This is a genomic window from Mesorhizobium qingshengii, assembly GCF_900103325.1.
Taxonomy (GTDB): Bacteria; Pseudomonadota; Alphaproteobacteria; order Rhizobiales; family Rhizobiaceae; genus Mesorhizobium; species Mesorhizobium qingshengii.
Genome location: NZ_FMXM01000004.1, coordinates 126,181 through 149,736 on the forward strand (window position 1 = coordinate 126,181; position 23,556 = coordinate 149,736).

Annotated in this window: 24 protein-coding genes; 9 read left to right on the plus strand and 15 right to left on the minus strand. The window is 63.5% G+C overall.

Annotated elements, in window-relative coordinates; genetic code table 11:
- Nucleotides 1–5: 5 nt before the first annotated feature.
- Both BLS48_RS07400 and BLS48_RS07405 read right to left on the minus strand, forming a co-directional pair.
- Complete coding sequence (locus BLS48_RS07400; protein ID WP_091576408.1) at nucleotides 6–758, minus strand: crotonase/enoyl-CoA hydratase family protein; 753 nt, start codon at nucleotides 756–758, stop codon at nucleotides 6–8.
- A gap of 19 nt (nucleotides 759–777) precedes the next feature.
- Nucleotides 778–2,547, minus strand: coding sequence for an acyl-CoA dehydrogenase family protein (locus BLS48_RS07405; protein ID WP_091576410.1), 1,770 nt, complete (start codon nucleotides 2,545–2,547; stop codon nucleotides 778–780).
- Nucleotides 2,548–2,761: 214 nt separating this feature from the next.
- Between BLS48_RS07405 and BLS48_RS07410 the strand changes: the two genes are divergently transcribed.
- A complete protein-coding gene (locus tag BLS48_RS07410; protein WP_091576411.1) occupies nucleotides 2,762–2,998 on the plus strand; it encodes a hypothetical protein in 237 nt (78 codons plus the stop codon).
- 87 nt (nucleotides 2,999–3,085) lie between these two features.
- Nucleotides 3,086–4,249 carry a glycoside hydrolase family 25 protein gene (locus BLS48_RS07415; protein WP_244529537.1) on the plus strand — a complete coding sequence of 388 codons (1,164 nt, stop codon included), beginning with the start codon at nucleotides 3,086–3,088 and terminating at the stop codon, nucleotides 4,247–4,249.
- Between the two features lie 22 nt (nucleotides 4,250–4,271).
- Here BLS48_RS07415 and purD read toward each other — a convergent pair whose 3' ends face one another.
- On the minus strand, nucleotides 4,272–5,549 hold the full coding sequence (gene purD / locus BLS48_RS07420; RefSeq protein WP_091576413.1) for a phosphoribosylamine--glycine ligase: 1,278 nt from the start codon (nucleotides 5,547–5,549) through the stop codon (nucleotides 4,272–4,274).
- A 159-nt stretch (nucleotides 5,550–5,708) separates the two neighbouring features.
- Complete coding sequence (locus BLS48_RS07425; protein WP_091576415.1) at nucleotides 5,709–6,515, minus strand: phytanoyl-CoA dioxygenase family protein; 807 nt, start codon at nucleotides 6,513–6,515, stop codon at nucleotides 5,709–5,711.
- Nucleotides 6,516–6,606: 91 nt separating this feature from the next.
- On the opposite strand from BLS48_RS07425, the gene BLS48_RS07430 reads away from it, so the two are divergent.
- Together BLS48_RS07430 and ubiA are read left to right on the plus strand one after the other, a co-directional pair.
- Nucleotides 6,607–7,518, plus strand: coding sequence for a LysR family transcriptional regulator (locus tag BLS48_RS07430; RefSeq protein WP_091576417.1), 912 nt, complete (start codon nucleotides 6,607–6,609; stop codon nucleotides 7,516–7,518).
- Nucleotides 7,519–7,579: 61 nt separating this feature from the next.
- Entirely contained in the window at nucleotides 7,580–8,563 is a 984-nt protein-coding gene (ubiA, locus tag BLS48_RS07435) for a 4-hydroxybenzoate octaprenyltransferase (protein ID WP_091576872.1), read from the plus strand.
- A 97-nt stretch (nucleotides 8,564–8,660) separates the two neighbouring features.
- Here the strand turns inward: ubiA and BLS48_RS07440 are convergent, their stop codons facing one another.
- The 3 genes from BLS48_RS07440 to BLS48_RS07450 form a co-directional block, all read right to left on the minus strand.
- Nucleotides 8,661–9,227 carry a DUF6101 family protein gene (locus BLS48_RS07440; RefSeq protein WP_091576418.1) on the minus strand — a complete coding sequence of 189 codons (567 nt, stop codon included), beginning with the start codon at nucleotides 9,225–9,227 and terminating at the stop codon, nucleotides 8,661–8,663.
- 185 nt (nucleotides 9,228–9,412) lie between these two features.
- A complete protein-coding gene (locus BLS48_RS07445) occupies nucleotides 9,413–10,843 on the minus strand; it encodes an FAD-binding oxidoreductase (RefSeq protein WP_091576420.1) in 1,431 nt (476 codons plus the stop codon).
- A gap of 9 nt (nucleotides 10,844–10,852) precedes the next feature.
- Nucleotides 10,853–11,827 carry an L-threonylcarbamoyladenylate synthase gene (locus tag BLS48_RS07450; protein WP_167364988.1) on the minus strand — a complete coding sequence of 325 codons (975 nt, stop codon included), beginning with the start codon at nucleotides 11,825–11,827 and terminating at the stop codon, nucleotides 10,853–10,855.
- Between the two features lie 186 nt (nucleotides 11,828–12,013).
- On the opposite strand from BLS48_RS07450, the gene BLS48_RS07455 reads away from it, so the two are divergent.
- Together BLS48_RS07455 and BLS48_RS07460 are read left to right on the plus strand one after the other, a co-directional pair.
- Nucleotides 12,014–12,484, plus strand: a complete 471-nt coding sequence (locus BLS48_RS07455) for a hypothetical protein (RefSeq protein ID WP_167364989.1) — start codon at nucleotides 12,014–12,016, stop codon at nucleotides 12,482–12,484.
- A 156-nt stretch (nucleotides 12,485–12,640) separates the two neighbouring features.
- Nucleotides 12,641–13,030, plus strand: coding sequence for a hypothetical protein (locus BLS48_RS07460; RefSeq protein WP_091576877.1), 390 nt, complete (start codon nucleotides 12,641–12,643; stop codon nucleotides 13,028–13,030).
- 165 nt (nucleotides 13,031–13,195) lie between these two features.
- On the opposite strand, the gene BLS48_RS07465 is transcribed toward BLS48_RS07460, so the two are convergent.
- Nucleotides 13,196–13,606 carry a cupin domain-containing protein gene (locus BLS48_RS07465; RefSeq protein ID WP_091576421.1) on the minus strand — a complete coding sequence of 137 codons (411 nt, stop codon included), beginning with the start codon at nucleotides 13,604–13,606 and terminating at the stop codon, nucleotides 13,196–13,198.
- Nucleotides 13,607–13,707: 101 nt separating this feature from the next.
- On the opposite strand from BLS48_RS07465, the gene BLS48_RS07470 reads away from it, so the two are divergent.
- On the plus strand, nucleotides 13,708–14,601 hold the full coding sequence (locus BLS48_RS07470) for a LysR family transcriptional regulator (protein ID WP_167364990.1): 894 nt from the start codon (nucleotides 13,708–13,710) through the stop codon (nucleotides 14,599–14,601).
- Between the two features lie 251 nt (nucleotides 14,602–14,852).
- On the opposite strand, the gene BLS48_RS07475 is transcribed toward BLS48_RS07470, so the two are convergent.
- A complete protein-coding gene (locus BLS48_RS07475) occupies nucleotides 14,853–15,149 on the minus strand; it encodes an ATPase (protein ID WP_091576425.1) in 297 nt (98 codons plus the stop codon).
- 109 nt (nucleotides 15,150–15,258) lie between these two features.
- The gene (gene glyS / locus BLS48_RS07480) at nucleotides 15,259–17,475 is read right to left on the minus strand and encodes a glycine--tRNA ligase subunit beta (RefSeq protein ID WP_091576426.1); all 2,217 of its coding nucleotides are present in this window, start codon (nucleotides 17,473–17,475) and stop codon (nucleotides 15,259–15,261) included.
- A 226-nt stretch (nucleotides 17,476–17,701) separates the two neighbouring features.
- Between glyS and BLS48_RS35590 the strand changes: the two genes are divergently transcribed.
- Entirely contained in the window at nucleotides 17,702–17,878 is a 177-nt protein-coding gene (locus BLS48_RS35590) for a hypothetical protein (protein ID WP_167364991.1), read from the plus strand.
- Between the two features lie 17 nt (nucleotides 17,879–17,895).
- Here the strand turns inward: BLS48_RS35590 and BLS48_RS07485 are convergent, their stop codons facing one another.
- Nucleotides 17,896–18,816, minus strand: coding sequence for a glycine--tRNA ligase subunit alpha (locus BLS48_RS07485; RefSeq protein ID WP_208604602.1), 921 nt, complete (start codon nucleotides 18,814–18,816; stop codon nucleotides 17,896–17,898).
- A 222-nt stretch (nucleotides 18,817–19,038) separates the two neighbouring features.
- Here BLS48_RS07485 and BLS48_RS07490 point away from each other — a divergent pair, with 222 nt between their 5' ends.
- Nucleotides 19,039–19,500 (plus strand): GNAT family N-acetyltransferase, encoded by a 462-nt coding sequence (locus BLS48_RS07490; protein ID WP_091576429.1) that lies wholly within the window; start codon nucleotides 19,039–19,041, stop codon nucleotides 19,498–19,500.
- Nucleotides 19,501–19,606: 106 nt separating this feature from the next.
- Here the strand turns inward: BLS48_RS07490 and BLS48_RS07495 are convergent, their stop codons facing one another.
- From BLS48_RS07495 to BLS48_RS07510, 4 genes are all read right to left on the minus strand, one after another.
- On the minus strand, nucleotides 19,607–21,382 hold the full coding sequence (locus BLS48_RS07495) for a tetratricopeptide repeat protein (RefSeq protein WP_091576431.1): 1,776 nt from the start codon (nucleotides 21,380–21,382) through the stop codon (nucleotides 19,607–19,609).
- Nucleotides 21,383–21,618: 236 nt separating this feature from the next.
- Nucleotides 21,619–22,062, minus strand: coding sequence for a DUF1284 domain-containing protein (locus BLS48_RS07500; protein ID WP_091576432.1), 444 nt, complete (start codon nucleotides 22,060–22,062; stop codon nucleotides 21,619–21,621).
- A 6-nt stretch (nucleotides 22,063–22,068) separates the two neighbouring features.
- Nucleotides 22,069–22,668, minus strand: a complete 600-nt coding sequence (locus BLS48_RS07505) for a biotin transporter BioY (protein ID WP_091576434.1) — start codon at nucleotides 22,666–22,668, stop codon at nucleotides 22,069–22,071.
- A gap of 107 nt (nucleotides 22,669–22,775) precedes the next feature.
- Entirely contained in the window at nucleotides 22,776–23,444 is a 669-nt protein-coding gene (locus BLS48_RS07510; protein WP_091576436.1) for a GntR family transcriptional regulator, read from the minus strand.
- Nucleotides 23,445–23,556: the final 112 nt, after the last annotated feature.

The window sequence follows — 23,556 nt, forward strand, 5'->3', positions numbered from 1 at the left end:
GAGGCTCAGGCTTTCTTCCTGGTCATGAAAGCGGTCAAGGCAGCGCGCGCCTCGTCTGACTTGAGCCGCTCGCGGAAGTGCTCGCTTTCCTCGCCGATGCGGGCGACAAGGTCGTCGCGCGATCCGCGCATCAGGTCGCGTGCGATCTTCAGCGCTTGCGGTGGCTTGGCGGCGATCTGGCCGGCCGCCGCCAGGACCGAGGCTTCCAGCGCTCCTTCCTCGACCACCTCGTAGATCAGGCCGGCGGCCTTCGCTCGTGCGGCCGAAAAACCCTCGCCGAGGGCGAGCAATGCAAATGCGCCTTGCTGCCCCAGCATGCGCGGCGCCAAAAGGCTCGACCCCGCCTCGGGCACCAGGCCGAGGTCGACGAAAGGCGTCCTGAACACGGTGCGCGGCGTGGCGAAGGTCAGGTCGCAATGCAGATTGAGCGTCGTTCCTATGCCGACCGCGATGCCGTCGACGCCGGAGACGATGGGCTTCTCGACCCTGGCCAGCGCCATGAGGAAATCCCACACCTCGGTGCCGCCATCGCCGCCTGTGGCGACGACCATGAAGTCGGCAAGGTCGTTGCCGGACGAAAAGGCGCCGGGCACGCCGAGAAACACGTGGACGCGGATCGCCGGGTCGGCGTCACCTTCGGCAAGAGCGGCCGACATTTTCGCATACATGGCGCGCGTCAGCGCGTTCTTCTTGTCGGGGCGATTCATGCGGATGACCTGGATGGCGCCCTGGCGCTCCACGAGGATATGGTCTGTCACGGTTTCTTCCTTGTGAGCGTCAGGCTGAAATCAGCGTTTTACTGGCAGCGGCTAGGCTTTCGGCGCCGTCGATGACGCGCGCCCTCAACGCGCTGACCTCACCGAGCAGGTTTTCGGCGAAAAAGCGGCAAAGCGCGATACGGCCCTGATCGACAAGCGCCCCCTGCGCCAGGTAGGCGCCGCCAGCGGCAAGCGAGGTCAGCCGGAGATAGGGTGTCGCACCCGCCAGTGCCTCGTCTAATCGGCCGTCGGCCGTCAGTTTCTGCAGGAAGCGGGTCGCTTGAGTCAGATCGGCGAGCGCCGCGTCGAGAGCACCGGCGGTGCGGCCGAACCCCTGGAGATTGGAGGTGCGCACCGCTCCGGCCACCGCCGCCAGCTCGTTGATGAAGCCATGCACATGTTCGCCGCCGCCGAGCGGCAGCTTGCGCATCACCAGGTCGATCGCCTGGATGCCGTTGGTGCCCTCGTAGATCGGCGCGATGCGCGCATCGCGATAGAGAGCGGCCGCGCCCGTCTCCTCGATGAAGCCCATGCCGCCATGCACCTGGACGCCGAGCGAAGCAACGTCCACGCCGACATCGGTCGAGAAAGCCTTGGCCAGCGGCGTCAAGAGATTGGCACGGTCACGCCAATGCGCCGCCTCATCGCCGGCCGATACGCGCGCCAAGTCGATGGCGTGGGCGCAGCAGTAGCTGATGGCGCGCGCAGTCTGCGTCAGCGCCTTCATGGTCAACAGATTGCGCTGCACGTCTGGATGATGGACGATCGGCGCCATGCCGGTGCCAGCGTAGCTCGCCGCCTTGCCCTGACGGCGGTCATTGGCATAGGCGATCGCCTTCTGGGTCGCGGCTTCCGCGACCGCCACGCCCTGCATGCCGACGCAGAGCCGCGCATTGTTCATCATGGTGAACATACAGGCGAGGCCCTTGTTCTCCTCGCCGATCAGCCAGCCGATGGCGCCGGGTTTGGCGCCCTCGAAACCATCGCCATAGATCATGGTGCAGGTCGGCGAGGCATGGATGCCCAGTTTTTGCTCGAGGCCAGAACAGAAGACATCGTTGCGCGCGCCGAGCGATCCATCGTCGCCGACCAGGAATTTCGGCACCAGGAACAGCGATATGCCGCGCGTGCCGGCGGGGGCGTCGGGCAGCCGCGCCAGCACCAGATGAATGATGTTGTCGGTGAAGTCATGCTCGCCATAGGTGATGAAGATCTTCTGGCCGAAGATGCGGTAGGTGCCGTCACCAGCCGGCTCGGCGCGGGCGCGCAGCGCGTTGAGGTCCGAACCGGCTTGCGGCTCGGTCAGGTTCATCGTACCCATCCATTCGCCGGAGACGAGCTTTGCGAGATATTTCGCCTTGAGATCTTCAGAGGCGTGCTTGTCGAGCGCTTCGACCGCGCCCATGGTCAGCGTCGGGCCGATGCCGAAGGCCATGGCGGCGGAGTTCCACATTTCGAGCGCGGCGACACCGAGCATGGTCGGCAGCGCCTGGCCGCCGTACTCTTCAGGCCCGGAGAGCGCATTCCAGCCGCCATCGATCCAGCGGCGATAGAGGTCCTTCCAGCCGGGCGGCGTGGTGACGGCGGCACCCTTCAGCACCGCACCTTGTTCGTCGCCGATCTTGTAGAGCGGTGCCACCTCCTCGGTGGCGAAACGGCCGGCCTCGCCAAGCACGGCATCGACCAGGTCCTCGCTCAGATCGCCAAACGTGCCGGCATCGAGCGCGGGCTTGAGGCCAGCAACATGCTTGAGAGTGAAAGCGATATCCTCGACCGGTGCCCGATACATGCCGCTCTCTCCTCCTGATGCATCGGCCCGATTGATCCTAGGACCCGCGCTGCCGCAAAACCATCCCGCCTTTGGGCGGTCTCTCATCTTCTTTTTACGTAAACGTCAAATTTTGTCACGCGGATTTTGCAATCGCGCCAGCACGTATTAAATTCAATCGAAGCCGGATCAAGTCGACCTGGCGAAAGAGCAAAACCAGCGGACCGGACCACCCATGCTTCCCAGACCCGACTCCTATCGCTGCATCGAATGCGGCCTGCCCTATCGCGCAACAGGGTTCTGGTACCATCAGGGCAAGCTCGAAAACGGCGCCGCCTACTGGTCGGATCGCGGCATATTGTGTTCGCCGCAATGCTCCCTCGCCCACCACCGCAAACGCGCCGCCGAAGGCACGCTGCCGCAAGAACCCGCACCCGACCCGTATGAATTTCAGCCGCTCATGCGACGCTGACTTCGCCGGCACCAGCATCGGGAAGCATTTCCTTAACCATAGCGGTTCAGCATCTGCCTTTGATCAACGGGGATTCCCTGTTTGCCAATGCCGGCGCGCCTCCTTCGCCGCACAGCGCTTCTCGCTTTCGCGGCGACAATGGCGCTGTCGACGGCAGCAAAGGCCTCGGATTTTTCCGAGCCTTGGAAGAACGCTGACCGGGCCCTGGTCGTCGACGCCTACGAGTACAATTCCATCGACTGGGCCCACCTCGCCACCGACAAGCGGATTGTCGGCTTCATCAACAAGGCATCAGACGGCATGCCGCCGCCCTACTTCTGTTTCGGCAACGATACCGAGGTGAAACTCTGCAAGGCGCTGTGGAAACGCCATGCGGTGACGCGCGAGCTGTTCCAGACACGCAGGGTCGTCGCCAAGGCGCTCGGCCTGAAATGGGGCGCCTATCACCTCGCCCGCCCCGGCAATCCGGTCGAGCAGGCCAACAATTTCCTCGATTTCGCCGAGCCGGCGCCGGACGACCTGCTGGCTCTCGACATCGAGGGCAACGATCCCTCGCAGTGGATGTCGCTCGACGATGCCGAGGAGTTCGTCCGCCAGGTGCACAGGCGCATCGGCCGTTTCCCGGTGCTCTACACCAATGGCAAGACGGCCCAGTACATTGCCGACAACAGCTACCGATACCGGCTCTTGTCGCGGCTGCCGCTCTGGTACGCCCGCTACAAGTCCGACATTGACGTGCATTTTCCGATGGGCAACTGGCAAGGCTACGCATTGTGGCAGTTCTCGGCGCAAGCCAATTGCGGCAGGTTCCGCTGCCCGTACAGGGTCGCCGGCACGCCTAACGACATCGACGTCAACGTCGCGCCGACGGACGCCGCCACGTTGCGTGCGCAATGGCCGTTCGGTGGGCTCATCGATGTGCCGCCTGATTATCTCGCCTCGATACCGTTGCCAGTCTCACGCCAGGCTGGCCTCGCCGGCAACGTCACCATCACCTATGCCTCGGTGGCGGCACCACCGACCTTCGAGGAAATGGTCGCGGCGCTCAGTACGCGCTGGGCGAAGTTCCGCGACGGTTTCCGCATGCCAGTCGTGAAGACGGTGCCGCGGCGGCCGAATTTCGGCATTGTCCAATATGTCGCCTGGAAGCGGACCGAGCGACGTTCACCCGCGCAACTCGACGCCGCCTTCGCCGGGGCGGCCGACCCGGTCAGTACAGCTTCCACCGAACTCGATCGCGGCCAGCGGTAGGCTGCCTTCCCGATACGGAACTTCAGCCTGCCCGCTCGCGCGCCACGGCCTGCCAGCCGATATCGCGGCGGCAGAAGCCGTCCGGCCAGTCGATGCGGTCGAGCGCGGCATAGGCGCGCCTCTGCGCCTCGCCGACCGTGCTCCCGGTCGCCGTGACATTGAGGACGCGGCCACCATTGGCAACCAGCGCGCCGCCGTTGATGGCCGTGCCGGCGTGGAATATCTGGACGCCGTCACTTGCCGCGTCTTCGACGCCGCGGATGACGGATCCTTTTTCCGGAGTACCGGGATAGCCCCTGGCCGCCATCACCACGGTGAGCGCGGCTTCGTCGCGCCAGCGCACTGAGGTATGTGCAAGCTGGCCGTCGGTCGCTGCGTTGAGCAGCACCAGCAGATCATCCTTCAGCCGCATCATCAGCACCTGGCATTCCGGGTCGCCGAAACGGGTGTTGTATTCGATCAGCTTCGGCCCATTCTCGGTGATCATCAGCCCAGCGAAGAGAATGCCGGCGAAAGGCGCGCCTGATACAGCCATTCCGCGCATGGTCGGCTCGATGATCTCGCGCATGGTGCGTTCAACCATCTGCGGCGTCATCACCGGGGCCGGCGAGTAGGCGCCCATCCCACCGGTGTTGGGACCAACATCGCCATCACCGACACGCTTGTGGTCCTGCGCGGTGCCGAAGGGCAGCGCCGTGGTGCCGTCGCAGAGGCAGAAGAAACTTGCCTCCTCACCGGTCATGAATTCCTCGATCACCACCTCCGCGCCAGCGGCGCCGAAGGAACCCTCGAAACAGGCATCGAGTGCTGCCTGTGCCTCACCGAGGGTCATGGCGACGGTCACGCCCTTGCCGGCGGCCAGGCCATCGGCCTTGATGACGATCGGCGCACCCGTCTTTTCGACATAGGCCTTGGCGGACGCCAGATCGCCGAAACGGCCATAGGCGGCGGTCGGGATGTTGTATCTGGCGCAGAGGTCCTTGGTGAAACCCTTCGAGCCTTCCAGCTGTGCGGCGGCCTTGGATGGACCAAAGACGCGAATGCCTTGCGCACGCAGATCGTCGGCAATGCCGGCGACCAGCGGCCCTTCCGGACCGACCACGACGAGATCGATCTTCTTGTCCTTGCAGAAGGCGGCAACGGCGGCGTGATCGGTGATGTCCAGTTTCACCAGCTCGGCCTCGCCAGCGATGCCGGGATTGCCGGGAGCCGCATAGAGCTTGGTCAGCAGCGGTGAAGCCGCGATCTTCCAGGCAAGCGCATGTTCGCGGCCGCCGGAGCCGAGAAGAAGAACGTTCATGGCCACCTCTTGATGCCGAGAATCCTGCAGAGAACCCGCTATTGCTCTCTGGACGACGGGTCAAGGCATCCGGGTGTTTTGATCCGAATTGCGCACGGGAACGTTACCCCTGCCGAACACGGGCGCCGGATACCGGCGCCCGTATTCTGGCAATTCGGTTCAGCCCGGGAAAACGACCGGAAACCAGTCCTCGCGCAATTTCTGTCCCGGCTGCATGCCGTGGCCATGATAGGGCGGAGACGTGCGTCCCGGCCGCTCGACATAGCGTGCATCGTCACCGACCCAGCGCAGCGACAGCGCCCGGCGCCGCGCCGAGGTCATGTTGCCGCGCGCGCCATGCGCGGTCCTGAAGTCGAACAGGATGGCGTCGCCAGGCTCCATTTCCCACTCAAGCACCTTCAGCGACGGATCCTTGTCCGGGTCGGGCACCGGCAGATAGTCCCCCTCGCCAGCGTAGAAATTGCTGTCGTCGAGCCAGCGCACCGGCAGGATCATCTTGTCCCATTTGTGCGAGCCGGCGATGAGGCGCAGCGTCGCCTCCTTCACCGGGTCGATGGGAATCCAGAAGCTCACCGTCTGCCGGCCGTCGACAAAGTAGTAGGGGATGTCCTGGTGCCAGGGCGTCGGCCTCTGCGTGCCGGGTTCCTTGACCAGCACATGATCATGGAAGAACTGCGCGGTGCGCGATTGCATCACCGCCGCCGCCAACTCAGCGGCCGGCGATTCCCGCACCACCCTGACGAATTCGGGAATGCGCTCCCAGTTGCAGTAGTCGTCGAAGAAGCTGCCGCGGCCATTGGCGATATCAGACGCGGTGGCGCTGCGGTTCTGCATATTGCGTTCGATCCCGGCGGCAATCGTGTCGACCCAATCCTTGAAGGCGCCACGGATGCAGACCGCACCGTCACGCTGGTAGTCGGCAATCGTTTGGGCATCGATCGTCTGGGCGTCGCTTTCGAAAGCCATGGCGTTCTCCTCTTGGGGATGAGCCGGACTATCGCAACCATTCCTCATTCAGTAAAATAATAACTTTCCATCTAGCACATAGGGGATTCCTATGAATGTGACGCTCACGCAGTTGCGCTATCTTGTCGCCGTGGCGCGTCATGGCAGCGTCACGGGCGCGGCAAAAATGCTGAACGTCTCGCAGCCTTCGATCTCGGTGGCGATTGACGCCGTCGAAAAGAACTTCGGCCAAAAGCTGTTCGTCCGCCAGCGGGGAAGCGGCGTGTCGCCGACATCGTTCGGGCGCGCCGTTGTGGCGAAGGCAAGACAGGTCCTCACCGAGGCGGACGAACTCGTCGGCCTGGGCTCAGGCAAATCGGCTGTCGGCGGTGAACTGGTGCTGGGATGCTTCGAGGATCTGGCACCGTTCTTCGCGCCGGCTCTGATCCGTGCCTTCTCCCAACGCTATCCCGCCGTGAAGATCGTGGTTCGCGACGAGACGTTCGAGACGCTGGGACGACGGCTCGGCGATGCGGCCATCGATCTCGGCCTCACCTATGATCTCAGCCTGCCGACGCATTTCGCCCGCATCCTGCTGCGCGAACTTCGCCCGCACGCCCTGTTGCCGGCAGGCCATGCCCTGGCGGACCGCCCATCGGTCAGCCTCGCGGACCTGGCCGCCTATCCGCTGATCACCACGGACCAGCCGCACAGCTGGCAGCACATGCTTGATCTGTTCCGCAGCCGCGGCCTTTCGCCGGTGGCCGACAGGGCGACGAGCTCGTTCGAACTCCAGCGCAGCATGGTCGCCAACGGCTTCGGCGTTGCCATCAGCTACACCCGCCCGCACGGTGACCGCAGCTATGACGGCCTGCCCCTCGTCTGCAAGCCGCTGTCGGATCCGCTGCCCATGCAGCGGATCCTGCTCACCCATGACACGCATCAGCGTGTATCGAATGCGGCGCTGGCCTTCATCGAGGTGGCGAAGGAGTGGTTCGCCACCCACGACATCTTCCCATCATGATCCGGCTCAGCTGCCCGCCTCCCCGCTTGACGACCTCCAACTCTGCTGCCAATCCAGCATGATGGAACCCATCCAAACGAAAGCGGCCCAGGGCCGTGTCGCCGATGCGCCGAACGGCCATTGGGTCTATCGTGTGCTGCCACGCTCGATATGGCCCTACGCCCAGCTTGCCCGGTGGGACAGGCCGATCGGCTGGCAGTTGCTGCTGTGGCCGTGCTGGTGGTCGGCGGCGCTTGCGGCGAGCGCCTATCCGCGCCCCGGCGACCCGCTGCTCTCGCTGCTGCCGGCGCCATTGTATCTCGCGCTGTTCCTGGTCGGCGCCATCGCCATGCGCGGCGCCGGCTGCACCTACAACGACCTCGTCGACGAGGACATCGACAACAAGGTCGAACGCACGCGGTCGCGGCCGCTGCCATCGGGCAAGGCCACGCGCCGGCGGGCATGGTTGTTTCTCGTCCTGCAGGCCCTGGCCGGCCTGGCGGTACTGCTGCAATTCAACAGTTTCGCCATTCTGCTCGGCATCTGTTCGCTGGCCGTCGTCGCCATTTATCCGTTCATGAAGCGGATAACCAACTGGCCACAACTGGTTCTCGGCCTTGCCTTTTCCTGGGGCGCGCTGATGGGATGGGCGGTCGAGTTCGGCGATCTCGATGGGCCCGCCATCATGCTCTATGTCGGCTCGATCCTGTGGGTGATCGGCTACGACACGATCTATGCGCACCAGGACAAGGAAGACGACGCCATTGTCGGCGTGCGCTCGACCGCACGCCTGTTCGGCGAAAACACCAAATCGTGGCTGGCAGGGCTCTATGGCGGCGCGCTGATCTGCTTCGCCATCGCCTTCGCGTCGGCGCAGGCTCCGGTGCCGGCTCTGGCCGGGCTGATCGCCGCCGGCGCCCATATGGCCCGGCAGATCACGGTTCTGGATATCGACAATCCGGACCAATGCCTGCGGCTGTTCAGGTCGAACAACCAGGTCGGTTGGCTGATCTTCCTTGGCCTGATCGGTGGCGCGCTGTGGGTGGCGCTGAAGCCGCTGGTCTAGCGGCCGCCTCCCTCGCCCCGGCCCTTCGCAAGCTCAAGGCGTTCGAAGCTCGAAAAGTCAAGCAATTGGCTTTTCGGCCGCTGTCGCGGACCGCTTCTCACTCCCTTGAAATCATCTCCTGACCGTCGATGACCAGCCTGAGGCCGAGGTCTCCCGCCCTGCGGCGAGCGAGGAAGCGCGGGCGACGCGTGGTCGAAACGCGACCCTTTCGGCGATCCTGCGGCGGCAGCGTCTTGATGGCCGCGCCGAGCGATTCCTCCAGCGTGCGGGCCACACCGTCCGATTCGATCAAGAGCATCGGAAGACGGTAGGCATCCGCCCAGGCGCGCCAGTCGGCGGCGACATCCTCGAGATCGTCGGCAACCAGCAGCGGCACCGACAGCATCGGATCATTGTGCAGAAGTTCCAAAGTCACCGTGACATTGCCGTCCGGATCCTCCATCGCGCGGGCGGCAACGCCGCGGAACGCATTGGCGGGCAGAGCGATGATCGCCGGCACGCCGCTCATCTCGAGGACGCGGCGGATCACGGCGCCACGCTGGTCGATGGTGAAGGTCACGTCGCCGTAGTCGTCGCGCGTGGCATAGCTCACCACCTGCGGCAGGCGGAATGGGTCAAGACGCATGTTGCGTCCCGCCCAGACTGGCTTCAGTCCGGTGTTCATAGAGTGCCTTCCTGTCTGTCTCCTGAGAGCCGGTGTCCGGTTCTCTCCGGGCCGGTTTTTCCAGCCTCGTTTGTGAGGAAACAGTAGCGCGGGCTCCTTACCGTCGCGCTTAAGAAAGTCGGTTAAATTTTGCTGATCTCAGGGATGGTTATCGGAATGCCACCAGGCACAAGATGTTGAAAGGATCAGATAACCTTACCGGGATTCATGATCCCCGCCGGGTCGAAGGCCGCCTTCACCCTGCGCATCAGGTCGATCGCCATCGGCGGCGCGGTGGCGATCAGTTCGTCCCGCTTCAACTGGCCGATGCCGTGCTCTGCCGAGATCGAACCGTGCAGGCTGCGCACCACGTCATGCACCGCGTGGTTCATCGCATGATAGAGACCGAGAAACGCTTCGTCGTCGCCATCCACTGGCCGCGAGATGTTATAGTGGAGATTGCCGTCGCCCATATGGCCGAAGCAGACCACGCGGGCGTTCGCACTCACCGATGCCACGGCACCGGCGGCCTGTTCGATAAAACGCGGGATCATAGCCACCGGCACGGAAATGTCGTGCTTGATCGAGGCGCCCTCCGGTTTCTGCGCTTCGGGCAGCACCTCGCGGAAACTCCAGAAGGCATCCCCCTGCCCGAGACTTGCAGCGATGACCGCGTCACCAACGAATCCCTGTTCAAGACCGGCTGAAAGCACGTCCTCGATCAACGCTCTCGAATCTTCCGATGAACGGCCGGACGAAATCTGTATCAGCACATACCAGGGCCAATCCTCGACCAGCGGCCGCGTCACGCCTTGGGCATGCGCCAGCGTGAAATCGTATGGCCGCTTGCCGATCAGTTCGAAAGCGGTGAGTGCGGCCCCGGCACGGTCCATTGCCAAGCTGAACAGGGAAAGCGCCGCCTCGGGCGACGACAGGCCTACGAAAGCCACTTCCCGCCCCTTCGGCTTCGGGAACAGCTTGAGCACGGCGGCTGTGATGACACCGAGCGTGCCCTCGGCGCCGACGAACAGGTCTTTCAGGTCGTAGCCGGTGTTGTCCTTCTTCAACTTGCGCAGGTCGTCGAACACCTCGCCTGTCGGCAGCACCACTTCGACGCCAAGGCAGAGTTCGCGCGCATTGCCATAGGCAAGCACGCCGGTGCCGCCGGCATTGGACGACAGGTTGCCGCCGATCTGGCAGGAGCCTTGCGCGGCCAGCGACAGGGGAAACAGCCGGTCGGCAGCGTCGGCCGCTTCCTGCAGCGTCTGCAGGATGACGCCGGCCTCGACCGTCACCGTGTTGGACAGCACATCGATCTCGCGGATGCGGTTCAGCCGCGACAGCGACAAGACGATCTCGCGGCCGGATTTGTCCGGCACCTGGGCGCCGACCAGCCCGGTGTTGCCACTCTGCGGCACGACCGGCGTTCCCGTCTCGGTCGCCAGCTTCATGATCTGGCTGACCTCCTCAACGCTGCCCGGCCGCAGCACCAGCGATGTCGCGCCATGCCAGAGGCCGCGCCGCTCTGCGAGATAAGGCGCGATATCCCGCGCGTCGCGCAGTGCATATTTGTCGCCGACGATCGCCGCAAAGCGATCGATGAGAGCGGGGTCGAGAGTCGTTGAAATCTCGGTCATGTCGGAAAACTATGTTGTGGGCTGTGTGTTGTCACGTGGGGCGGCCGCGCGCGACAGCCGATCGTTGATCGCCTCGCCGAGCCCGTCGAAGGGGACAGGCTCGACGGCGATGGTCCGCGCGCCGCTGCGGTCGAGATCCTGCATGTAGGCGAAAAGATTGCTCGCCGCTTCACGCAAGTCGCCTGATACGGACAGGTTGAGGAACGCGGCGGCGTGTCGCCAGCCTTCGGCTCGCCGGCTGCCGAAGGCGAGCAGGGCTTCGCCCTCGCCGACCGTACCGGCGTTGAGCCGCACCGCGGCACCCGGCGCGTAGTGCGAGGCCAGCATGCCGGGCGCCTCGACGCCGACGGCACCGCCACGCAAAAGCTTCATGCCGATGACCGCCTCGATCTCCCCGGCGGCGATGCCGCCGGGCCTGAGCAGCCGCGCTGCCGAGCCTTCTACCTTGACGATCGTCGATTCCAGCCCGACCGGCGTCGCGCCGCCATCGACGACCAGCTTGATCCGCGCGCCGAGATCCGCGGCCACCGCCTGCGCCGTCGTCGCGCTGATCTTGCCGGAGGAATTGGCGCTGGGCGCGGCAAGCGGGCGGCCAAGCCTGGCGATCAGTTCGCCGCCAAAGCCCCTCGGCATGCGCAAGGCAATCGTATCGAGCCCGGCCGTGACCAGCGGATGGATGCCGTTGCCGGGCCGCTGCGGCAGCACCAGCGTCAGCGGACCCGGCCAGAATGCCAGCGCCAGTTTCTTCGACAGCGGATCAAACAACGCGATGCGCTCGGCCATCGCCATGTCGGCGACATGGGCGATCAGCGGATTGAAGCGCGGCCGCCCCTTGGCTTCGAAGATGCGCGCCACAGCGATGCCGTTGGTGGCGTCACCGGCAAGCCCGTAGACGGTCTCCGTCGGGATGGCGACGACATCGCCACCCCTGAGCAGCGCCAGCGCCTGCTCCATCGCCTCGCCGACGGCAAGTATTTCAGCCACTCTCGTCACCTCACAGATGTCGGCTGCGTAGTACGATGGCGGCTGTCGGGCAAGTCGGCAGTTGGGCAAGTCGCTGTTGGGAACAGTCAGGCATTGGCGATTTATCAATCCCTAAAATGCAATGTTTCCACGAAAGCCGAAATCAAGTCCGACCCGCTATCGTGTGGTTCTGGACAAAGGGGAGCTATGATCGTGTCTGTGCGTATCCTGGGGGCGCTGGGGATCATTCTGGCGGCGGTGACCGGCGGGGCGCAGGCCTCGTCGCTGGTTTTTCCCGGTATGCCATCCTCGACACCATCCATCATCAAGCTTGGCGTCAAAGCCAGCGATATGCGGTCCGTGGTGGCGCTCGGCGAAGCACAGCCCGACGTCACCTATGAAAAGGTGGCCGCCATCCCGGACAAACCCGGGACCAGGCGCGGCTCCCAGCAAGCCCCCGTGGTCATCCGTGGTGGCGTCGCCGGTCCTGCCTTCTCGGCACCGGCACCAAGCGCCGCACCGGCCACCGGTACCGCGCCGGCGGCAGGCACTGCGCCCGCAACGGCCACTGCCTCGGCAGCCCCTTCGGGAGATACTGGAAATAAATCCGTCGCAGCCCCGAGCACGCCCGCGCAGGCAGCGACCCAGCCTATACAAGGGCTCGGCAAAGCCAAGTAAGGCGCTCACCGCGACTTGACTGCGGTCTAACGGTCGGCGCACCATTGCCGGGCAAACCCCGTCCCGGCTGATCTTCACTGCTGGACGCGGTAGCCTGAATTCGCCAGGCGGCTGTGGCAGACGGGGTTTCATCGTTCAGGGCAAGAGGGGTTGATCATGAGCAAATCCAGAACTGTCACCGTGGCCGGGCTTCTGCTGGCATCACTGCTAGGCGCCGGCGCGGCTCATGCGGACGACATGCTGGGATCCTATGTCGCGCGCATTTCTGATCGGGATCATCAAGCGAGTGACGGCTATGCGCTCGACAGCGCCGCGCAAATGGTGCGGCAGGACCGGGCCAACTGGCACAAATTCCATCGCCGCGACCGCGACGACGAGGGTGACGCCTGGTTCAGGACCAATGACCAGCGCGCCGATCTGCAACGCATGCTGGAGCGCCCTGGCGCGATGAGTTCCTCGACCAAGCGGGCCATCGTCAATGGCGAGCCGCTGATCCAGGTAGACGTCTACGAAAACAGCGTGCGCGTCAGCATCCTGGAGGACTGACAGTTCAGCATCCGGGGCACTAAAAAGAGAGGGTGGCGCTGATCAGGCTGTGTGAAAGCACAATTGGTGCTTTGCGTCGTCGCGGAGGTCTGCCGAACGGCAGACCCTTCCCGGCTCTCCACCGGGGCTAATCGATCGGGGAACGCCCTAATCGAAAACGGACGTTCACTTCACAGGGTCGGCAAATGGTGTGTCGGGGTCGCTCACATAAAAGAGCACCATTCTTGCCGGTACTTTGGGATCGAGATTGCGTCCTGTCATGGTGACGTGTGCCGGTTCAACGAACACTTCGCCGGCGCGCATGTGGACAGGCTCACGGTCGTCGAGTTCCAGAGTGAAGGTGCCTTCGAGCATATAGACCGTAACCGGAAAGCGATGCGAATGATGTGGCGTGCGATCGCCTGGATCGAGAGTGGCGGACAGAACGCGTACCTCCTGATCTTCTCCGCGCGACATCGTCCGCACGACCTCGCGATGAAGCGGGGTGAGTTTCGCCGCGCCGGTGTCTCGCGCTGATGCGGTGACGCCGACCGAAAGGCCCGCGATCGCCTGACTGACTCCCATTGTCTTGTGCATACGGCTCTCCTTGTCGAATGATGGCCGATCCTAGGCCGGTACCGCGACACCGGGCAGCAGCAAGTTTGCCGAACGGCCATGCAATGCTGCATAACGTCCGAATGTTCGATTGGAACGGCCTTCGATATTTTCTTGCAGTTGCGCGGCATGGAAGCACGCTCGCGGCCGCTCGCGCGCTCGGCGTCAATCAGTCGACGGTTCATCGGCGACTGATGGAGTTGGAGCGCAAGGTCGGTCATGCGTTGGTGCGCCGCCACCCGACAGGTTATCAGCTAACGGAACTCGGCGAAGCGCTGCGCCCGGCGATCGAAAGGGTGGACGAGGCCGTAGCAGGAGTTGAGCGCCAGGTCCGCGACCATGGAAACGAGCTGGTCGGCACGATCCGCCTTACCTGCCCCGAGCCTTTGGTATCCCGCATCACATCATCGCCTTTGCTCGATCTTTTCCACGAGCGCCATCCCAGGCTGCGGGTGGAGTTCGTGATGAGCGACGGTTATCTCGATCTTTCGAAAGGGGAGGCCGACATCGCGCTGCGCTCCGGCGAACCTGCCGACGAAAACCTGGTCGGGCGGAAAATCGGCGATTCGATCTGGGCGGTTTACGCCAGCCAGAGCTACGTCCAGCACAATGGCAGGCCACATCGTGTTGAAGATATCGCCGACCACTCCATCGTGGAATTCGATGGAATGCTCGTGAACCACCGGGCAGCGAAGTGGTTCGCCAGCGTTGCGCCCAACGCAAAGGTCGCAGTTCGCAACAACAGCGTTCTTGGCGTGTTGATGGCCGTGAAATCGGGCGTCGGTGTCGCTCCGCTGCCCACCACGATTGCCGACATGCACGATGACTTGGTGCAGGTCCTTCCTCCAGTCCAGGAACTGACACGCGGCTGGTACCTCCTCACGCATCCCGACCTGCGGACGACACCTCGCATCCGCGCCTTCTTCGATTTCGTTGTCGAGAAGCTGGACCTGGTCCGGCCCATCCTAATGGGATGATCGCCGCGCCCGACCTGAAGCACTGGATAAAATGGATGATGACAGGCCGGTTCCTGACGCGAGGCACCAAGGGAACCAGCACCGAAATGGCACTCTCGGTGCTGGCTTTCAACATGGTCCGGAGCATCAACCTCGGCCAAAGCCGTTGAAAGGCAGATGGGCTGTTTCAGGCGCTTCGCCGAGACGAAGCGCCGACGTTCTCGTACAGCCTGTGATGCGCCGCCCTCTCTCGACTGAACTGGATTGAAATCTCAGGCCGCGACGTCCTTGTCCTCGTCTTCTTCGGACTCGTCTTCTTCGGATTCCTCGTCGTCGCCTTCAGCCTTCACGCTGTCGTCGGCTTCGTCTTCTTCATCTTCCTCGTCTTCGTCCTCGTCGTCACCCGAGAGAGTGGCGGCTTCGTCGTTGTCCGACTCTCCGCCGTCTTCGTTGTCCGACAGGTCGGCGATTTCGACGGCAGCGGCATGATCGGTTTCGGAAGCGGTTTCAAGCGCCTCGGGCTGGCCTGAGGTTTCTTCAGTCACTTCGATTTCGTGATCGGAATTCATGGAAGCCTCCGTGGGGTTGGGGAACATGTCCCTTTTGCCACGGAGAGATCATCGCCATATGACTGTAAGCCGGCTCGAACGGCCGGCGGCGAAGAAAATCTTCGTCGCCTCAGCCGGCGATCCTGGAAAAATCCGCGACCTGACCGGTCGCGGCGCGGATGCGGGCAAGCAGCGCCAGGCGGTTGGCGCGCACGGACGAGTCCTCATCATTTACGAGGACATGCTCAAAGAATGAATCAACCGGTTCACGCAACACGCTAAGCGCCAGCAAGGCGCCGGAAAAGTCATCGTTTTGAATCGCTTCGCCGGCTTGCCTCTCAGCCAGATTCACCGCGGTAAACAGCGATTTCTCGGTGTCCTGGCGAAACAACGCCGGCTCAACGGTTTCGGCGACCGCCGTTTTCTTCTTCTCCTCGGCGGCCAGGATGTTGGCGGCGCGCTTGGTCCCAGCGAGCAGGTTCCTGCCGTCCTCGCTATCGAGGAAGGAGCCAAGCGCCTCGACGCGGCGGACGATCTGCAGCAGATCATCGGACTGCGGCGTGATGACCGCGTCGATGAGATCATGGCGCGCGCCCTGGTCACGCAGATAAACCTTCAGGCGGTCGTGGAAGAAGGCGAGGAGGTCGAGCACCTCATCGCCAACTTGCGCACCTCTGAACTCTCGCATTCCTCGCCCTATTGCTCCACCTTGGGCGATCCTCATCGATTGATGGACCGAAGGGATGTGAGATTCTGCCACATCGACGATGCTGAACTGAATCTTGTTCTCGACCAGTATCCTCACGACGCCAAGCGCAGCCCTCCTCAGAGCATAAGGATCCTTCGAACCGGTCGGCTTTTCGTCGATGGCCCAGAAGCCTACCAGCGTGTCGAGCTTGTCGGCGAGCGCGACAGCGATCGAAACCGGATCGCTCGGCACGCGGTCGGAGGGGCCTTGCGGCTTGTAATGTTCTTCAGCGGCGGTGGCCACGGATGGATGCTCGCCCTGGAGGAGCGCGTATTTGCGGCCCATGGCGCCCTGCAGTTCCGGGAACTCGCCGACGACCTCGGTCTGCAGATCGGCCTTGGCGAGAACCGCGGCGCGGCGCGCCAGCGCGGGACCGGCGCCGACGATCGGCGCCAATTCTTCGGCCAGCCGCTTGATCCGCTCCACCCGCTCGCCCTGTGTGCCGAGCTTGGCATGGAAGGTGACGCCGAGATGGTCGAGGCGGGCCATGCGCTGATCAAGCGGTTTGTTCAGGTCGAGTTCGAACTTTTCCGCCGACGCCCGCAACCGGTCGAGATCAGGCAAATCGCCTTGGTCGGTTGTCCAGAAATAGAGCGCGTCCGACAGGCGAGAGCGTACCACCTTGCCGTTGCCGTGGGCGATCTCCTTGCCGCCATCCTTCGCTTCGATGTTGGCGGTGAGGATGAAGTGGTTGGAAAGCGTGTCGTCGACGCCCGGCGGCCGTGTCACAAAGCACTTCTGGTTGGCGCGGATGGTCAGCCGGATCACCTCGGCCGGAATGCCCAGGAAAGCCTCCTCGAACTCGCCCATCAGCACGACCGGCCATTCGACCAGCCCGGAGACTTCCTCCAGCAGCCCGTCGTCCTCGACCAGGTCGAGCCCGTTGGCGAAAGCGAGATTGCGGGCGTCGGCAAGGATGATCTCCTTGCGCCGGTCGGCGTCGAGCACGACCTTCGCCACCTCCAGCTTGGAAACATAGTCATCGAAGCGACGCACGGTGATGGCATCAGGCGCATGAAAGCGGTGCCCATAGGTGATGTTGCCGGAACGGATGCCGTCGATCTCGAAATCGACCACGACGGGCTCCTCGGTCTCCGGGCCGAAGGTGCACAGGATGGATTGCAGCGGCCGCACCCAGCGTAGCGACCCGGGCTTGGCCGAGGCCGGGCCCCAGCGCATCGATTTCGGCCAGGGGAAATTGCGGATGATGCCCGGCACCAGTTCGGCGATGATCTCTTCGGTTGCCCTGCCCGGCTTCGAAATGTGGGCGACATAGAAGTCGCCCTTCTTGGAGTCGGAATGGACATGCGCCTCGGCGATCGAAGCAAGCCCGGCCTTGCGCAGGAACCCCTGGACCGCCTGCTCGGGCGCGGTCGTCGACGGCCCCTTGATCTCCTCGCGGATGTCCTTCGAGCGTGCGGTCAGCCCCCTGATGTCGAGTGTCAGACGCCGCGGCGTCCAGTATTCGCGCGCAGCCTCATAGGTCAGCCCTGCCTCTACCAGACCGTCGGTCAGCATCTTCCTCAGGTCACCCGCCGCCTTGCGCTGCATGCGGGCAGGAATTTCCTCGGAACGAAGTTCTAGAAGCAGGTCAGGCATCGGGGTCAGCTCGTGCGGGAGAGTGGTCCGGGCGGGGCATAGCAACTCGGCTGGCCGCTGTCACCCTTTCGGCGCTTCAATCACCGACTTCGGCTGATTTCCGGAAATTTTGGCCTCGCTGTCGGGACGCGGCGATCCGGCCCGTCCTTGGATCAAAGATTTCCATGAACCGAACGCAGCGCTGGAGCGACCCACGCTCAGGCAGGGAACTATTGGCTGAACGACCATGAAAACGGCATCCAGACTTCTTCAGATCCTCGCGCTCAGCGCCTGCTTCACCGCGCAGGTCCATGGCGCCTTCTCGATGCCGGGCGTGCGGCAGGCATTGCGGACCATGGCTGGCCCGAGCGGCCAGATCCTGTCGCCGATCAACGCGTCGCTAGAGATGGTGAAGCAGGGATGATGAAGCGCGCCTGAAACTCAGGCCGCCAGTCCGCCTGCCTGTGTCTTCAGAAACGCCTCGCCGCAGGCCTTGGCCAGATTGCGCACCCGCAAGATGTAGCTCTGCCGTTCGGTGACCGATATCACGCCGCGCGCGTCGAGCAGGTTGAAGACATGGCTGGCCTTGATGCACTGGTCGTAGGCCGGGAAGACCATCCTGTGCATCGGCAGATTGTCGTTCGACGCCGGCGCACCGGCATCGAGCAGCGCCTTGCACTCGGCCTCGGCATCTTCGAAATGCCTGAGCAGCATCGCCGTGTTGGCGTATTCGAAATTGTGACGCGAGTATTCCTGCTCGGCCTGCAGGAAGACATCGCCGTAGGTCACCTTGTCGGCTCCCTCACGGCCGTTGAAGTTGAGGTCGTAAACATTGTCGACGCCCTGCACATACATGGCCAGCCGCTCCAGCCCGTAGGTGAGTTCGCCGGCCACCGGCGCGCATTCGATGCCGCAGACCTGCTGGAAATAGGTGAACTGCGACACTTCCATGCCGTCGCACCAGCATTCCCAGCCGAGCCCCCAGGCGCCAAGCGTCGGGCTTTCCCAGTCGTCCTCTACGAAGCGGATGTCGTGCAGCAGCGGATCGACGCCGATCGCCACCAGCGAGCCGAGATAGAGCTCCTGCAGGTTCGGCGGATTGGGCTTCAGGATGACCTGATACTGGTAATAATGCTGCAGCCGGTTCGGGTTCTCGCCATAGCGGCCGTCCTTGGGACGGCGCGAAGGCTGGACGTAGGCGGCATTCCAGCGCCTGGGTCCAAGCGCCCGCAACGTCGTTGCCGGATGAAACGTGCCGGCGCCGACCTCCATGTCGTAGGGCTGCAGGATGACGCAGCCATAGGCCGCCCAGTAGTTGTGCAAGGTCAGGATCAGCCCCTGGAACGAGCGGCTGGGGTGCATATGGGCGGGGAGTTCAACGGTCACGGTGGCCTCGACAGCAAAGGCTAGCTTGCCGGCACGTCCTAGAGACACGGCGGCGAAGCGTCAAGCAAGGTGCACGGATCGCCACGAGCATGGCGGCGATGTTGAAGGTTTTGCGAGGGGCTGGCCCATTGCCTGTCATCGAGGCCTGCCATCAGTTCGATGCTCATGTCGGCAAATTCAGGAATAGCAGGTTCAACCATGCCCAGCCCAATCGCCATCCGTCCCGTCACGCGCCAGGATTTCGACCAATGGCTGCCACTGTGGGATGGGTACAACGCATTTTACGGCCGCTCCGGCGAAACCGCCCTGGCAAGTGAGATCACCGCGATGACGTGGTCCCGCTTCTTCGATGCCTATGAGCCGGTCCATGCGCTGGTCGCCGACAGTGGGGGACAACTCCTCGGCCTCGTGCACTACCTCTTCCACCGCAGCACCACGGCGATCGCGCCGAATTGCTATCTGCAGGACCTTTTCACCACCCAGGCCTCGCGTGGAAAAGGTATCGGCCGGGCGCTGATCGAGGGCGTCTACGAGCGCGCCCAGGCCGCCGGCTCGGGCCGGGTGTACTGGCTGACGCACGAAACAAACCACACGGCGATGAAGCTCTATGACAAGGTCGGCGAACGGTCCGGCTTCGTCGTCTACCGGAAGATGTTCTGAGGCAATTCCGAGCGCATCGACGCCTGTCTGGGCGCGTCGCCGAATACCATCGATCCAAACGAAAACGGGGCTCCGAAGAGCCCCGTTCGCATTCATAAAGCTGGCTTCAGCCCTTCGGCGCGGGCACCGGCTCGGGCTTGACCTTCGGGGTTTCCTGCGCCGTGTTGGATTCGATCGGCGGCAGGCCCTTCATCAGCTTCTGCTGCAAGGTGGCCAGCACATCGGGATCCGGCTTCAGGTCGCGCGCCTGATTCCACTGGAAGGTGGCTTCGAGCTTGCGGCCGACGCGCCAGTAGGCATCGCCCAAATGGTCGTTCAGAACCGGATCTTCCGGCTTCAGCGACACGGCGCGTTCCATTTCGCGCACCGCATCATCGAACCTGCCCAAGCGGAAATAGGCCCAACCCAGCGAGTCGACGATGTAACCGTCGCTTGGCCTGAGGTCGACGGCCTTCTGGATCATCGCCAGGCCTTCCTTGAGGTTCGTGTTCATGTCGACCCAGGAATATCCGAGATAGTTCAGCACCTGCGGCTGGTCGGGCTGCAGTTCCAGTGCCTTGCGGAAGTTGGGCTCGGCCTTCGGCCATTCCTTCAGCCGCTCATAGGCGATGCCGCGCTGGTAGAAGATGTTCCAGTTGGCGGCGGTCGGCGTTTTCAGCACCGCAACAGCCTTGTCATAAAGATCGGCCGCCGAGCGGAAATCATCCTTCGAGGAATAGACGCCGCCGAGCGCCAGATAGGCGCGCATGTCGTCGGGATGCGCGTCGACGAACGCCTTCAGATGGGTGATCGCCTCATCGTGACGGTCGAGATCGGCAAGGTTGAGGCCGAGCTGCAGGTCGGAAAGCTCCTTCAGCGGCGAAGTGTCGGGAATCCGCCGATAGAGCGCGATCGCGCCCTCGCCGTCCTTCAACTGCTCGGAGACGGCGGCGAGCTGCACCAGGGCGGCGTCGCTGTCGGGCTTCAAGGCCAGGGCGTATTGCAGATAAAGACGGACGAACGGCTCGCCGCCGCCGCGGTTGAGCGCGGTGGCGAGATCGAGCAGGATTTCGGAGGCGCCGTCGGACGGGCCGGTAACCATGGGCGCAATCTTGTCGCCCTTGCTGATCCTGTCGCGCAAGGCGACGATTTCCAGCTTGCCGGGCGAAAACGCCTCGGCCTGATCGAGCACCGACAGCGCCTTGGCCTTGTCGCCCTTGCGGGCCAGGAACGATGCATAGGCCTGGGCGTTGCGCATCCAGGTTTCGGGAGCGGCACCACCGGCGGTCGTGTCCTGCATTGTCGCGGCGTAGATCGCCTCGGCCTTTTCAGGCATGTTCGACGCATCGGCGATGAGCGCGCGGTGGAACGACTTGAACAGGCCGAACCAGTCGGGGCCCTGAAGCTTGTCGATCGAAGCCATCGCATCGCTGGCCTGGCCGGCGCCCTGTTCGGCCCAGCCGGACATCACCCCGGAGATCAGCCGATCGAGATCGGATTCCAGCGACAACTTGAGCCAGTACTGCGCCTTGGTGAAATCCTTCTTGTGGAAGGAGTCGACGGCCAGTGCCAGGCGCGAAAAACGCTCGACATCGGGAACTTCCTTGAGCTTGTCCGCATAGACCAGGGATTCGTCGAAGCGTCCTAGAGCGATCAGCGACAGCATCAGGCTCTGCTGCAGGCCGGTGTCACTCGGGTCGAAGGCCAGTGCCTGCTTGTAATAGGCTATGGCGCTGTTGAGGTCATTGTCGCCTTCGGCGATCCGCGCGGCCAGATAGGCCCCCGAGAAAGACGTGATCTTGACCGGTTCGGTGGTTTGCTTGGCATGGGCCGGCAAAGCCGAGATCGCCATGCCTGCCACAATTGCCAGCCTTGTCAGCCAGCGCGCACGTCCTTGCCGCATCGTATCCCTTTCAGCCAAACGTCATCTCCGCGTCAGCGGGATCGACGTAGACTCGATCTTTCCGGGCAAAGCATGGCCTTTTTGGGGTCACGCTTCAATCCGCCTCAAATTCACAATCGGGTCACCCGATTAACAAACCATGGCGGCAAGGGGCAGTTTTCCGCCTCGAATTTCCGCTCTGGCGTTGGCGGAACCGAATATATCACAATTCGACCACGGAGACTCCAGCGCCAAAGTCAGCGTTTGCCCGGCATGGCGGACGGCTGCACCTGCGTATCGCGATATCCACCGGCCGCGACCGTGCTGCACAGCTCGTTCCATTCGCAGCCACCGCACGCCTTGCGCACGAGGCCCGCCGAAAACGCCTGCCGCATCCGCGCCAGAATCGCCACATCGAGGTCGAAGCACGCGCCGATCCGGATTGGCCGCGCCAGCAATTCCTCCACATCCGCCGCCGCGAGCCCGTCCCGCTCCACCGCGCTTTCGCGCAGACAGTGCGGTTCCGGCCCATCGAGCAACGGCGCGCAGACGTCGTCCGGGCCGGAAACGATCAGGATGTCCTCGCCCCGGCTCAGGCGCTGCGCGATCCCGTCGTAGTTGGCGGTGAAGGCGGGGCTGTACCCCTTGCCCACATAGGTAAGCAGGCAAAGGAGATGATGGGCGCGCAGCCTGATCGTCATCTGTTCTTACGGCCTGAGATCGCTCGGTTCCGGCTTGTAGCCCGAAAACAGCTTAAGTGTCGCGGCACCGAGCGCCGACTTGAGCAAGCCGCCGACGATGAATGGCAGGAAGCCGAAGGTAATGGCTTTTTCGGCGCCGATCATGACGGCGAGCCATGCCGTGCCCAGAACCAAGCAGGCAAGGTTGCCGAGCAGCATGGCGGCGAAGGCAAACACCACCCTGTTGCCGTTCCAGCCGCGTTCGGCCAGCCAGCCGACAAGCGCGCCGGTGATCGGGAAGGCGAAGAGATAGCCGCCAGTCGGCCCGACGAAATGCGCTACACCGGCCGCGCCTCCGGCGAGGACCGGAAAGCCCACCGCACCCTCGACCAGCCATGCCGCGATGGTTACCGCGCCGAGCCGCCAGCCATAGAGCGCGCCAATGAGTGTCACGGCGAAAGTCTGCATGGTCACCGGAACCGGAACCATCGGCACTTCGATGTAGGACGACAACGCTAGGAACAGCGTGCCGATAACGACGGCTCCGACCTGCCAGCCGAGAGCACGATCCTGGAGCCTGAGCGGGCTGAAAGAAGCTTTGCGGGAGGTGAATGCGATGTTTGCCATTGGGATTCCTTCGATCGATCTACAAATTATAGATAATTTCTGTTTTCGATCTATTATCGAATCCACAAATCCCTGGAGATAGCAAGCCTTCCCTTTGCAAAGGCCGTCTAGCCCACGATTGCAAAGGCCTCGCGCGTCGCCCCGGAGGCCGTCTTGACCGGCTTGCGGCCAATCCATTGGACATGCCGCCCCAGCGTCACTGCCGCCGATTCGGTGTTTCCCTGCCGCAAGGCGGTCAATATCGCCCGGTGGTCCTGGTCGGTGCGTGTCTCCCACTCCGAACGCCATGCGGCGAACAGGAAGCGCGCACTCGCGGCGTGCAGATCGTCGATGGTGGCGATCAGGCGCGGCATGCCGCACGGCGCCAGGATCAACCGGTGAAAGGCGCGATTGGCTTCTTCCCATGACCTGACATCGCGGGACTTGTCGCCGGCCTTGGTGGCTTCCTCGGCCAGATCGAGAATGGCTGACGTCAGGTGCGGCGCGGCATGGCGCAGCGCCAGCACTTCGAGCGCGGCCCGCATTTCGGCGACCTCCTTGACCTCGCCCAGATCGAAAGCCGCCACGCGCACGCCACGGCGCGGCTCGCTGACGGCCAGCCCTTGCGCCTCGAGACGGCGGAAGGCCTCGCGTACGGGAACATGGCTGGTATGGAATTCCTCGGCGACACGGTCCTGCCGAAGCCGAGCCCCGGGCTCTATCGCGCCCGAGATGATGCGGTCCGCCAGTATCTTGCTGATGCGCACCGCGATGGTGTCGTCTGTGCCCTTTGCCATTTTTTATAGATAATTTGCGGCATGGCAGCTTGTCGAGACTGCAGGACCGGGATTCGGCGGATTGCCTTCTTTTCGCGGATATCCTCGTCAGCCACGCCGGAAAGGCGCGGCT